The organism is Ruegeria conchae, from assembly GCF_000192475.1.
GTDB lineage: Bacteria > Pseudomonadota > Alphaproteobacteria > Rhodobacterales > Rhodobacteraceae > Ruegeria > Ruegeria conchae.
Genome location: NZ_AEYW01000006.1, coordinates 234,502 through 246,693, shown reverse-complemented (window position 1 = coordinate 246,693; position 12,192 = coordinate 234,502). Strand labels below are relative to the sequence as shown.

Annotated in this window: 13 protein-coding genes; 4 read left to right on the top strand and 9 right to left on the bottom strand. The window is 57.3% G+C overall.

Going from position 1 to position 12,192, the window contains the following annotated elements; genetic code table 11:
• Positions 1–26 precede the first annotated feature (26 nt).
• Positions 27–791 carry an adenosylcobinamide-GDP ribazoletransferase gene (gene cobS, locus G7G_RS0105710; protein ID WP_010439407.1) on the top strand — a complete coding sequence of 255 codons (765 nt, stop codon included), beginning with the start codon at positions 27–29 and terminating at the stop codon, positions 789–791.
• Here cobS and G7G_RS0105705 read toward each other — a convergent pair.
• The 6 genes from G7G_RS0105705 to G7G_RS0105680 form a co-directional block, all read right to left on the bottom strand.
• On the bottom strand, positions 788–1,549 hold the full coding sequence (locus G7G_RS0105705) for an ion channel (RefSeq protein WP_010439404.1): 762 nt from the start codon (positions 1,547–1,549) through the stop codon (positions 788–790). The two genes, cobS and G7G_RS0105705, sit on opposite strands and share 4 nt — an antisense overlap.
• Positions 1,550–1,674: 125 nt before the next feature.
• A complete protein-coding gene (locus G7G_RS0105700; protein ID WP_010439402.1) occupies positions 1,675–2,184 on the bottom strand; it encodes a CarD family transcriptional regulator in 510 nt (169 codons plus the stop codon).
• 284 nt (positions 2,185–2,468) lie between these two features.
• Positions 2,469–2,807 (bottom strand): ferredoxin FdxA, encoded by a 339-nt coding sequence (gene fdxA, locus G7G_RS0105695; protein WP_010439399.1) that lies wholly within the window; start codon positions 2,805–2,807, stop codon positions 2,469–2,471.
• A 65-nt stretch (positions 2,808–2,872) separates the two neighbouring features.
• Positions 2,873–3,238: an RNA-binding S4 domain-containing protein gene (locus G7G_RS0105690; protein ID WP_010439398.1), complete on the bottom strand. Its 366-nt coding sequence runs from the start codon at positions 3,236–3,238 to the stop codon at positions 2,873–2,875.
• A gap of 6 nt (positions 3,239–3,244) precedes the next feature.
• The gene (locus G7G_RS0105685; RefSeq protein ID WP_029621765.1) at positions 3,245–6,052 is read right to left on the bottom strand and encodes a helicase-related protein; all 2,808 of its coding nucleotides are present in this window, start codon (positions 6,050–6,052) and stop codon (positions 3,245–3,247) included.
• Positions 6,053–6,075: 23 nt separating this feature from the next.
• On the bottom strand, positions 6,076–6,684 hold the full coding sequence (locus G7G_RS0105680; protein ID WP_010439392.1) for a tetratricopeptide repeat protein: 609 nt from the start codon (positions 6,682–6,684) through the stop codon (positions 6,076–6,078).
• 30 nt (positions 6,685–6,714) lie between these two features.
• On the opposite strand from G7G_RS0105680, the gene G7G_RS0105675 reads away from it, so the two are divergent.
• The 3 genes from G7G_RS0105675 (at position 6,715) to G7G_RS0105665 (ending at position 9,882) form a co-directional block, all read left to right on the top strand.
• A complete protein-coding gene (locus G7G_RS0105675) occupies positions 6,715–7,005 on the top strand; it encodes an SCP2 sterol-binding domain-containing protein (RefSeq protein WP_010439389.1) in 291 nt (96 codons plus the stop codon).
• Positions 7,005–7,976: an alpha/beta fold hydrolase gene (locus G7G_RS0105670; protein ID WP_010439387.1), complete on the top strand. Its 972-nt coding sequence runs from the start codon at positions 7,005–7,007 to the stop codon at positions 7,974–7,976. Before G7G_RS0105675 ends, G7G_RS0105670 begins: the two co-directional genes overlap by 1 nt.
• 79 nt (positions 7,977–8,055) lie before the next feature.
• A complete protein-coding gene (locus G7G_RS0105665) occupies positions 8,056–9,882 on the top strand; it encodes a M3 family oligoendopeptidase (RefSeq protein ID WP_010439384.1) in 1,827 nt (608 codons plus the stop codon).
• Between the two features lie 22 nt (positions 9,883–9,904).
• Here the strand turns inward: G7G_RS0105665 and G7G_RS0105660 are convergent, their stop codons facing one another.
• The 3 genes from G7G_RS0105660 to G7G_RS0105650 are packed head-to-tail and all read right to left on the bottom strand — an operon-like array spanning position 9,905 to position 12,114.
• On the bottom strand, positions 9,905–10,798 hold the full coding sequence (locus G7G_RS0105660) for a DMT family transporter (protein ID WP_010439381.1): 894 nt from the start codon (positions 10,796–10,798) through the stop codon (positions 9,905–9,907).
• A gap of 15 nt (positions 10,799–10,813) precedes the next feature.
• Positions 10,814–11,083: a DksA/TraR family C4-type zinc finger protein gene (locus tag G7G_RS0105655; protein ID WP_010439380.1), complete on the bottom strand. Its 270-nt coding sequence runs from the start codon at positions 11,081–11,083 to the stop codon at positions 10,814–10,816.
• A gap of 56 nt (positions 11,084–11,139) precedes the next feature.
• Positions 11,140–12,114, bottom strand: coding sequence for a Gfo/Idh/MocA family protein (locus G7G_RS0105650; RefSeq protein WP_029621761.1), 975 nt, complete (start codon positions 12,112–12,114; stop codon positions 11,140–11,142).
• Between the last annotated feature and the right edge of the window lie 78 nt (positions 12,115–12,192).

Genomic DNA, 12,192 nt, shown 5'->3' with positions numbered 1-12,192 from the left:
GCAACAAGACCCTGAAAGGCCTGGGAGTGACCAAAAACGACACTGCCCCATTTTCCATGTGGGATATTCCGCTTGCGCTGGTCTTGCTGACACGCTTGCCCCTGCCACGCTTGCCGAAAGAGGCGTTTACTCGCCAGTCGCGCGCCGTCTGGGCATTTCCGCTTGCAGGGCTGATCGTTGGTGCCCTGGCGTGTGGTATCGGTTGGATCGCAATCTGGGCGCAGTTGCCCGTTTTCGCAGTCGCAGGCCTGATCGTTGCCGCGCTGATCGCAACCACAGGTGCAATGCATGAAGACGGGTTGGCTGATACGTTCGATGGCCTTTGGGGAGGGTTCACGCCCGAGCGGCGGCTCGAGATAATGAAGGACAGCCATATCGGCACCTATGGTGTGCTGGCACTGCTGCTATTTCAGATTCTACGTATCACAGCCATTGCAGCTCTTGTTGGTGCCGAGGTGATGACAGGTGTGCTGGCTGCATGTGTGTATTCCCGATCTCTTATGCCCGCCTTGATGACTTTTCTAAAAAATGCCCGGCACTCAGGGCTAAGCCATTCGGTCGGCGCACCGCCGATATCTGCGGTATTAGCCGGGTTGGTAGTGGCCGCAGTGTTGGCATTGGGCTTATTGGGGGCTCTGGCGTTGATCCCAATGCTTTTTGCGATGATCGCCAGCCTGATTGTTGCGAAGTTCGCCAAGGCAAAGATCGGAGGTCAAACCGGCGACATTCTGGGGGCAACGCAGCAGATAACCGAGATCACATTCCTGCTGACGCTGATCGCTTTGATCTAACTGGCACCCCCCGTCGCAATCCGCAGCGTCGCGCCGCAGTGCTTGCAATGCACAGCGTCCGGGTCGTGGCGAAACAGACCACAGCTGGGGCATTTGTAACGCACTTTCTGCGGCATGAAGATCGCCTGCGCCAGACGCACGAACAGGGCCACACCAACAACCATGATGAAAACCGAAAACAGCTTACCACCCGGCGTCGACAACGTGATGTCACCAAACCCAGTTGTCGTCAGTGTGGCCATCGTGAAATACAGCGCGTCGATATAGGGCGTCTGGGTGTCTTCCGGCACAAAAAAGACCAATACAGCGGTCGAAGTCGCAAAGACAAAGACCAGCAAATTGATTGCAGCGATCACCGCGTCTTCATGCGTTCGGAAAAAGCTGCTGTCACGCCGCAAATCCCTGAGCAAATGGTATGAATGAATCAAACGCAAGGCGCGCAAAATACGCAGAAACGCCAAGTTGCCGGTCAGAAACGGATCAAGGAAAAGCGAAACGATAACAACAATGTCCGCCAACGTGTAAATCTGACGCAGTAGCTTCCAACGATCTTTCGATATCCAAAGCCGGGCAGAAAAATCCATGAGAATGAGCACACCGACCCCAATACTGGTTGCGGTAATACCCGGACCGTGCGGAATATGCGCGGTCGCAACAAAGAACACGATCGTCGCGATGTCGAACAGGATCAGACCATACCGAAACCAGACCGAAATCGGGTCGTGGCTGATGTATAGAAACTTCACAGCCTGCTTCATCTTGACCCCGTATCCGCCTAATATTCAGAGAAAAATACCCTGAAACGACTACAGCACCAAGCGACGGTTCATAAAAAAAGCCGCCCCCGATACCGGAGCGGCTTTGAAATGGGTGGTGCATTTGATCAGGCAGCGCGTGAGGTCAGCACCTCATCCACCTGCTTGGCGGCCGAGATTTCATCTGCACCAGACACTGCAGCAACTTCGCGGGTCAGACGCTCAAGCGCCGCCTCATATAGCTGACGTTCGGAATAGCTCTGCTCGCGCTGGTCGTCGGTGCGGTGCAGGTCGCGGACCACTTCAGCGATCGAGATCAGATCACCCGAGTTGATCTTTTGCTCATACTCCTGCGCCCGACGCGACCACATGGCGCGCTTGACCTTGGCTTTGCCTTTTAGCGTTTTCATGGCCTGACTGATCACATCAGGAGAGCTGAGTGAGCGCAGGCCGGATTCGGTGACCTTGTTGGTCGGCACGCGCAGCGTCATCTTGTCTTTTTCAAAGGAGATTACGAACAGTTCAAGCGAGAAGCCTGCAACTTCCTGCTCTTCGATCGATACGATCTGTCCCACGCCATGAGCCGGGTAGACGACATAATCGTTCGGGCGGAACTCAAGCTTTTTCGATTTCGACATTCACATTCATCCTTCATTACAGATCGGGATATGAGACGACAAAAAGACCACAGCCGAGGCCCTAAACGGCCCCGCCAGGCGGCTTATTTGTCATAAAATCAGAACTCCAAAGCGAGCATACTTACGGAGCACATCCCAATCACAGTCATCATTCGACCCCAAGTATATCACAAAATTGCGACACTCAAAAGACCGACCTAAGGCAAATGGGAGATTCCCTTTTTACCTCAATGTATTATGGCGCAGATTGTTGTCTAACGTACGGTTAGGGGCCACCGAATCGGTTAACCACCTTCGCCGGGTGCTTCCGAGAAATATTTCTCCATCTTGCCTTCTTCGCCGTCGCGTTCCTCGGCCTCGGGCAAGGGGTCTTTCTTAGTCACAATCACCGGCCACATTTCCGAGTATTTCCGGTTGAACTCGACCCACTGCTCCATACCCGGCTCGGTATCGGGGCGAATTGCGTCGGCGGGGCATTCGGGTTCACACACACCACAGTCGATGCATTCATCGGGGTGAATGACCAGTGTATTCTCACCTTCGTAGAAACAATCCACCGGACATACCTCGACACAATCGGTGTATTTGCAGCCAATGCAGTTTTCGGTGACAACGTAGGTCATTTTGGAATTCCCGTTTGCGCTTTGGCGACTAGCTAATCCAGTCTGACCGCCTCTTCAAGGTCAGATCACCCCTTTGGGGTGCGAGAAAGATCAAGCGCGCGCCTTTCCTTCTTGGTTGGACGACCTTTTCCTTCAAATCCGGGATTCTTGGGCGGTACATCCTGCTTTTCAGTCATATCAAAGTACAAACCTTGCGCCTCGGGGGCCGGGCCACGGCGCTCTCCGAGCGCTTCGATACGCACAACGCGGACGATCCGCCCCTGGGGAAAGGTCAGGACGTCTCCGGGTGCCACAGCTTGCGCCGGTTTCAGCACCCGGTTTCCGTTTAGCCTGACATGGCCGCCGCTGACCTGTTTAGCGGCCAGGCTACGGGTCTTGAAGAACCGCGCCTGCCACAACCATTTGTCGATCCGCAGCTTGGCCTCGGCCATCGCGGATCAGTTACCGTCCTTCAGACCCATCAGCGCTGCTGCGAACGGGTTGTCGGGATCGATGGCCTTTTCCTTCTTGGGCGGCCGAGACGAGAAGGACTTGGCACCCTGAGGTTTGCCACCTTTCTTACCATGCGGCTTGCGACCATCTTGCGGCTTACCACGCGGCTTGCCTTTGCCCTGCCCCTGCTCGCGACGTGGGCCACGGTTTTGCTGGCGCTGGCGACCCCAGGTGAAGGTATAGAACACCTCGACCTCGGGTTCGTCCGCAGCAGGTGCCTCGTCTGCCGTCTCGGTGCTGTCGGTGGCCTCGGCTGACGCCTCGGCGGATGTCGCGACGTCTTCGGTCGGCGCATCTGGCGCAGAGTTATCTTCAGCGACAGGTTGCTCGGGCGCGTCTGTCGTAGTTTCGGGTGCGGTTTCGACCGGTACTGGCTTCACTTTCTCACGTTCGCCACGTTCAGCCTTGTAGCCCAGCCCCTGCATCAGGTCGGCAAACTGATCCAACGTCATACCAGTGATCGACAGCATATCAGGCTTGGCTTCGAAACCACCCCGGCTGTCCTCGGACCGCAACATGTCGGCCAAACGTTCTAGCATGTCGATCCGGATCGAGCGTTCGCCGGCATCACGATAACCGCACATGGTGTCATAGCCCTGCGGCGCATCCTTTGCGACGGGCACGGTGACCAACCCCGGAGGCGGCGCTTCGGGGAACTCCTGCAGACCGCTCGACAGCGCCCAAAGCACCAGACGCAGACGCGTCGGCGCAGGTTTCAACAGCAGTGGCATGAAGATGGTGAACTGACCAAAACGGATGCCGTGCTTGCGCAGCGCGCCGCGCGCGTCCTGATCCAGATCCTTGACCTCTTGCGCGACCTGCGCACGGGGCAGCACGCCAAGCGCCTCAACCATGCGGAATGCAAAGCCTTTGGCAAGACCGGTCAGCTCTTCGTCGCGCGACAGATTCAGCAGCGGCTCAAACAGCGCCGCCACTTTGCGGTCGATGAAATGCTGCAGCCGGCGCTGCACTTTCTGTTCGACGTCCGGGCCTGCGGCCTCATCGACAAAAACCTCGACAATTGGCTTGAGAGGCTCGGCCCCGGCAACCAGCTTGCCGACAGCATATTCGCCCCACATCAGTCCGCCCTGATCGGTGAAATCTATTTCGGTATCGGGCGCGTTGTAGAAGCGATCGGCACGCAGATGGAATTGCGGCGCGAGTGCTTGCAAAGAGGCCGATTTCAAAGCTTTCGCCTCGGTTCCTTGCGCGCTTTTGTCCGGCGAAAACCGGAACCCTTCCAGACGGCCGACGAATTCGCCTTCGACGGTCACTTCACCCTTGTCATTTACTTCGGCCAAAAGGGCCTCCTTCTGCTTGAGCCGGCGCAGCAAAACAGATGTACGCCGGTCCACAAATCGTTGGGTCAGACGGTCATGCAGAGCGTCCGACAGCCTGTCTTCTACAGTGCGCGTCTCATCACGCCAATGGGATTCGTCACGCACCCATCCGTTTCGTTGCGCAACATATGTCCAAGTGCGAATATATGCCAACCTTTTGGACAGCGCATCAATATCCCCATCCGTACGGTCGATCCGGCGGATTTGCCGCGCCATGAAATCGTCAGGGATAGATCCGCGCTCATGCAGGTGGCCATAGATCACCTCGAGCAGGCTGGCATGTTCGGCGTGGCTTATTCCGCGAAAATCAGGGATTCGGCATACATCCCACAGCAAGCGTACCGATGGTCCATCGCTGGCACGGGCGACAACTTCGGTGACTTGGGACAAAGATTTCAGAACGTTCAGGTCGTCGGCGGGCCGCGCCTTGATCAGGTGCTCATTGTCGGGGCTGATCTCAAGCGAGTCGATCAATGCCTCGATCGTGCCAAACCGCAAGGCGGCATTCCGCCAGTTCAGCTTCTTCATCGGTGTGAACCGGCTGTCCATAATGGCTTGGGCCACGCCCTCATCCAGCGGCGGAGCCTCACCAGTAACGCCAAAAGTGCCATCCGACATGCCACGCCCGGCCCGTCCTGCGATCTGGGCCAGTTCATTGGGCGCCAAAGGCCGCATTCGGCGGCCATCGAACTTGGTCAGGGATGAGAACGCCACATGGTTTACGTCCAGGTTCAAACCCATGCCGATGGCATCGGTAGCCACCAGATAATCAACCTCGCCGTTCTGGTAGAGGTCAACCTGCGCATTCCGCGTTCGAGGGCTGAGCGCCCCCATGACCACCGCCGCCCCGCCCTTCTGACGACGCAGCAATTCCGCGATGGCGTAGACATTGTCGACCGAGAACCCGACAATCGCGCTGCGCGAGGGCATTCGGCTGATCTTTTTGCTTCCAGAATAGACCAGTTGAGACATCCGCTCGCGCCGGACAAACTGCGCCTCGGGAACAAGCGCGGCAATCGCACCCCGCATAGTGTCAGAGCCGAGGAACAACGTCTCATTCGTTCCACGCGAGCGCAGTAGACGGTCGGTAAAAACATGGCCGCGTTCAGGGTCGGCACAGAGCTGGATTTCGTCGATAGCAACGAAATCGGCGCCCATTCCTTCGGGCATCGCCTCGACCGTGCAGACCCAATATTGCGCCCGCGGCGGCACGATACGTTCCTCGCCCGTCACCAGCGCCACGACCGAATGACCGCGAATGGCTACGATCTTGTCATAAACCTCGCGCGCAAGCAGCCGCAGTGGCAGGCCGATCAAACCTGTCCGGTACCCCAGCATACGTTCGATCGCGTAATGGGTTTTACCTGTGTTCGTTGGGCCAAGTACGGCCACGATTCGGGATGACCCGCTCACCTTTGCCCCCTGCGCCCTGAGACTTACAGCGCCTTGCCTTCAACCTGAGGCTTCAGCCGATTCACGGCATTGGTTACTTCTTCATGATGGGGATGTATAGCCAATGCGCGCGAATAGGCTTCGAACGCCTGCTCGGGCTCACCTACAATCTCGAAGATCAGCCCAAGGCCATAGATAGCCTCATAATTGTTTGGGTTAAGGGTCAAAGCGTGTTCAAGATCAGCAGCTGCCATACCAAACCGCTCCATGCCGAAAAAAGCCGATGCACGCACGTGCCAGCCTTCGGCGAATTCAGGTGCGTGATCAGTGAGCGCTGTCAGATGGTCCAGAGCAGCCTCGACATCGCCATCATCCAACGCCTCTCGCCCGCGCTCAAGCAGCAAATCAGCCGAGGCCGAACCGGATTGTGACCACAGCGCCTGCAATTGCCGATCCAAACCGATGGCCTGCTCGGGCGTCGATTGCGCCAGTTGCTCTAACAACGCCGCCTCGTCGCGCGAATCCGCCTCTTGCGCAGTGCAAGTGGTGGAAAACGTGACTATGACGGCAAGTGCCGCGACGGTACGTTTGAGATTGGTGATTGCAATACCCATAACAATGGCCAGTGTAGCGTTGCGACCGGGGATGTCCATTCACGGCGCATGAACAATATGAGGAAGACCATGAGCGATATTCTGGAAAAAGCCGCGGCGGCATTGAATGAGAAACTGTCGGGCGGCGATTTCGACGCATCAGCAAAGTTCGCCATCGCCGATCTGGGATCTATCATCCTGGATGCAAGCGGTGCGCGCGTCAGCGATGATGAGGCTGATGTGACCCTCAGCGCCGATGCGGATACCTTTGAACAAATCCTCAGCGGCGACCTGAACCCAACCGGTGCATTCATGTCCGGCAAGCTGAGCGTTGACGGAGACATGGGAATCGCCATGAAACTCGCCTCGGTGCTGGCCTGATGGAGTTTTCGCCGGCCCCCTTATTCGAAGACGTGGCCGGCGGCCCTGCTGGTGGAGTGGCCCATTGGCTGACTACCGAAGACGGCATACGCATCCGCGTGGCACATTGGCTGCCCGAAGGTGATGCGCGCGGCACGGTGATGCTGTTCCCCGGTCGTACGGAATATATCGAAAAATACGGTGATACCGCCAAAGAATTCGTGAGCCGGAGATTTGCCTGCCTTTCTGTTGACTGGCGCGGACAAGGTCTGGCGGATCGTTTGCTGGATGATCCGAGAATCGGTCATGTCGAACAATTCACTGATTATCAGCATGACGTTCGATCCACCTTGGCACTCGCCACGCAACTGGAATTGCCCAAACCCTGGTTTGTGATCGGTCACTCGATGGGTGGTGCCATTGGGTTGCGCGCGGTTCTGGAAGGAGATGACTTCGCTGCTTGTGCCTTCACAGGGCCGATGTGGGGTATTTTCTTTACACCGATCATGAAGCCTCTCAGCCAGTTGACCGCCTATTGGGGGCCGCGTCTGGGATTGGGAGAGAAAAAGCCGCCCACAACTTCGCTTGAAAGCTATGTGGTGTCGCAACCTTTCGAAGGAAACGTGCTGACGCGCGATCCAGCGATGTACCGAATGATGCAGGACCAGTTGGCCGCGCATCCCGAGCTGGCTTTGGGTGCCCCGTCCACCATCTGGCTGCGCGAGGCGCTGGATGAATGCACCTGGCTGATGGAACAGACCGCGCCCGACATCCCTGCCCTGACCTTCTTGGGTAGTCACGAACAGATTGTGGATCGCAAAGCGATCCGAGCCCGGATGGCCGACTGGCCCAGTGGTACTCTGGTCGAGATCCCCGACGGCGAACACGAAGTTCTGATGGAGGCACCCGAGGTGCGCGAGCCGGTCTTTGATCAACTGGCTGCACATTTCGCGGCAGCCGCGGCGAAACCAAAACCCGAGCCCTGTCATTAAGGCCCAAGCCGACAGCTTGCTTGTGATCCGGACGTGCCGCGCCTAAATGTTTGCCAACGCAGTTTATTCGAGGTGTTCCATGCGCGACCTTCCCTTTCCCGTCCGTGACGCAAATGCAGGCGGCGGTGCCGATGATCTGGGCGATTTGCCGGAATGGGATCTGACGGACCTCTACGCCTCGGAAGATGCACCTGAACTGTCCCGCGATCTGGACTGGCTGGAAGGCGAATGTGCGTCCTTTGCCGCAGATTATGAGGGCAAGCTGGCCGATCTGGACGCCGCTGGCCTTCTGACCTGCGTGCTGCGCAACGAAAAGATCAACGCCATCGCCGGGCGCATCATGTCCTTTGCCGGTCTGCGCTATTATCAACTGACCACCGACGCGGATCGCGCCAAGTTCCTTTCGGACATGCAGGAGAAGATCACCGTATTCACCACTCCGCTGGTGTTTTTCACGTTGGAACTGAACCGCATCGACGATGACGTGCTGGCCGCGCATTTCGCCGCCAATTCTGATCTGGCGCGATACGAACCTGTGTTCCGTCGCATCCGTGCGATGAAACCGTATCAGCTGTCCGACGAGCTTGAGAAATTTCTGCACGACCTCGGCGTTGTCGGTGACGCGTGGGAACGCCTGTTCGACGAAACAATCGCGGGCCTGACCTTCACCGTCGATGGTGAAGAGCTGAATATCGAAGGTACGCTGAACCTGCTGACCGAGCAGGATCGCGCCAAGCGTGAAGCCGCAGCGCGCGAACTCGCCAACGTTTTCCAAAGCAACATTAAAACCTTCGCGCGCGTTCATAACACGCAGGCCAAGGAAAAAGAGATCGTCGATCGCTGGCGCAAAATGCCAACCGCCCAGACCGGTCGTCACCTGTCGAACGATGTAGAACCCGAAGTGGTCGAAGCCCTGCGCGAGGCCGTTGTGGCCGCCTACCCCAAGCTGAGCCATCGTTACTACGAACTGAAACGCAAATGGCTTGGTCTGGACGTGATGCAAGTCTGGGATCGTAACGCGCCGCTGCCGATGGAAGACACCCGGATTGTTGACTGGGCCGAGGCCGAGGCGACCGTGATGGACGCCTATAACGCCTTCGATCCCCGCATGGGCGAAATCGCGGCCCCCTTCTTCTCGAAGGGTTGGATCGACGCGGCAGTGAAGCCCGGCAAAGCGCCCGGCGCTTTTGCGCATCCCACCGTGACCGAGGTTCATCCCTACGTGATGCTCAACTATCTGGGCAAACCGCGCGATGTAATGACTCTGGCACATGAATTGGGCCACGGCGTACATCAGGTATTGGCCGCCGATCAGGGCGAGATGCTGTCATCGACCCCGTTGACCTTGGCTGAAACCGCCAGCGTGTTTGGCGAAATGCTCACCTTCCGCAAAATGCTTGATCAGGCCGAAACCCCGGAACAGCGCAAGGTGCTGCTGGCCGGCAAGGTCGAGGACATGATCAACACGGTTGTCCGCCAAATCGCGTTCTACGACTTCGAATGCAAACTGCACGCCGCCCGTCGTGAGGGCGAACTGACCCCGGACGACATCAACGCCCTTTGGATGAGCGTTCAGGCCGAAAGTCTTGGCCCCGCATTCGAATTCATGGACGGGTACGAGACCTTCTGGGCCTATATCCCGCACTTTGTCCACTCTCCGTTCTATGTCTACGCCTACGCCTTCGGCGACGGCCTCGTGAACGCGCTCTATTCGGTCTACGAAAGCGGTGCGGACGGGTTCGAAGATAAATATTTCGAGATGCTACGAGCCGGTGGCTCGAAGCACCATAAAGAGCTTCTTGCCCCGTTCGGACTGGACGCCAGCGATCCCGAGTTCTGGGACAAAGGCCTGTCGATGATCTCAAGCTTTATTGACGAACTGGAAGCGATGGAACGCCAAATCTAAGGGGCAGCCTGCAAGGGCTGCCTCATTTCTCTTTGGTTGATTTCATCGTCGTCACGAAAATGGCCGTCACGATCAAAACCGCGCCGACAATCGCAAGCGGTGTGATCGTTGCACCCAGAAACAGCGCCGAATTGACAAAGGTAAACACAACCGACGCGGCGAATAGCAGCGTCGCCGTCAATGTCGACACGCGCGCGGCGGCTTCGTACCAAAGATAATAGGCAAGCGCGGTGGGCAAAACGCCCAGAAGGATCAAGAAGATCACATCATTTGCGGTTGGCATCTGGAACGAGAAAGCCGCCAGTGGCATCAACAAGACGCCCGAACACAAAAAGATGCCAAACAGGAAGTTCAACCTTTCGGCGGTAGTTTCCGAGGTCTGCATCGCGCGGCTGCTGGAAATCAGGAACACCGCCCAGCTGAGCCCCGCCCCGATTTCCATCAGATCGCCCAACAGGGGCTCTCCCCCGCCTTGAAAATCCCGATAAACGGTCAGAAACACACCGAGGATCGCCAGCAGAGTCGCCAATACATCAGTCCGGCCAACGGCGGTATCCGCGAAAAAATACAGGAAAATCAACACGAAGAACGGCGCTGTATTCTCAAGCACCATCGCATTAGCAGCACCTGTATGTTCCAAGCCTATGTGGAACAGAATGTAGTTCACCACCGTCGACAACACCGCCAGCCGGAAGTTCCAATCCCTGTACTGGACCGAGACCCGCGCGCTCATCACCCGCAACATGCAGTAGATCGCAAATGCGGCTATGAACAGGCGTGATACGGCAATCTGTAACCCGCCGAGATCACTGGTCAGGTACCGCACGATAACGCTGTGCGTGCCCCATAGAAACGCGGCGAGGAACCCAAGAACCAACCCGTTTTGCAGTAATGATCTCTGCGGCTGATCCTTCAAAGGACGCTCCTAGCGTTACTTCAGCTGACTGTCTTTCGAACCCCGCCGATTGATCCCGCCGCGGGTCTTGAAGCTGCTGTCACGCTCTTGCTGGCAGTCCAGGCACAGCTTTACGCCTGGCAAAGCAAGGCGGCGTTTTTCAGGGATCGGTTCCTCGCATTCGGCGCAATGGGTCAGGCTTTCGCCCACAGGTCGCTTTTGCGCCTGCATCCGCGCCAGCTCATCCGAAATCGACGCTTCGATCTGTTCACTCACCGCGCCATCGCGCGCCCAACCGCCCGCCATTTGACCCTCCTGATCCGGTCGGGACAGGATACGCGAGACACCAAGGGCGTGGCAAGCTAGAGCGATACAGCTGTATCAAAGACCTGATCGATAACCTCTTGCGTGCCCCGCACGAATTCCAACGGACAGGGGTAGTCAGCCCGATCGCGGACTGAGCGGCAGAATGCCTCGACCTGCAGCTTATAGTGATCGTCCCCTGGAAAGCGCGTCACCTGTACCTCAAGCCCAGGGCGGTGCAACTCGACCCTTGCTTCGCCAAATACACGCGCATTGAAAGGCGCGGTCAGACGGATCAAACCACCTTCGCCGTGAAACACCATCTCCTGATGCGGATGCATTCGGGTCGAGACGTAGGCGGAGTAGGTAAAGTCGGGAAACTGCGCACGAATTTCGGTGAAGACGTCCACGTCATTCTCCCATCTGATCGCACCGCTGACCGAGATCGGCTCTTGCCCCGTCGCATAGCGTGCGCCGCCGATCACATACACCCCGATATCGCGCAGCCCACCCCCGCCGGTTTCTGCGCGGTTGCGAATGTTGGCAGTATCCGCCCGGTTGTCATAGCTGAACGCGCCGCTGACATGGACCAGCTTCCCGATTGCTCCGTCGGCGATCATATTGCGGGTCAATTGCCACTGCGGATGATGTACGATCATGTAAGCTTCGGCGGCCAGCAATCCGGTCTGATCCCGCTTGGCAATCAGAGTTTCAAACTCATCAGCCCGCATGGTCATCGGCTTTTCACATAAAACATGCTTGCCCGCATCCAGCGCCTTCAGGCTCCATTCGACATGCAAATGATTAGGTAATGGGATGTAGACAGCTTCGATCCCCGGATCAGCCAACAGCGCGTCATAGCTATGGAAAACGCTGATATCGGGGCAAAACTGTTGAAATGGCGCTGCTTTGGTCGGATCGGACGTGGCCAGCCCAGCAAGGCGAGCACCATCAGCGGCGTGGATAGCTGGCCCCATGTGCTGAAGCGCAAATTTCGAAGCCCCTAATATGCCCCATTGAACCGGCTTTTGCATGATCACCATCTCCTCGCGATGTTAGCGCCACCAATCATTAGCAGCGAAGGACAGGACTGTCATACCCCTTGGGCAAGA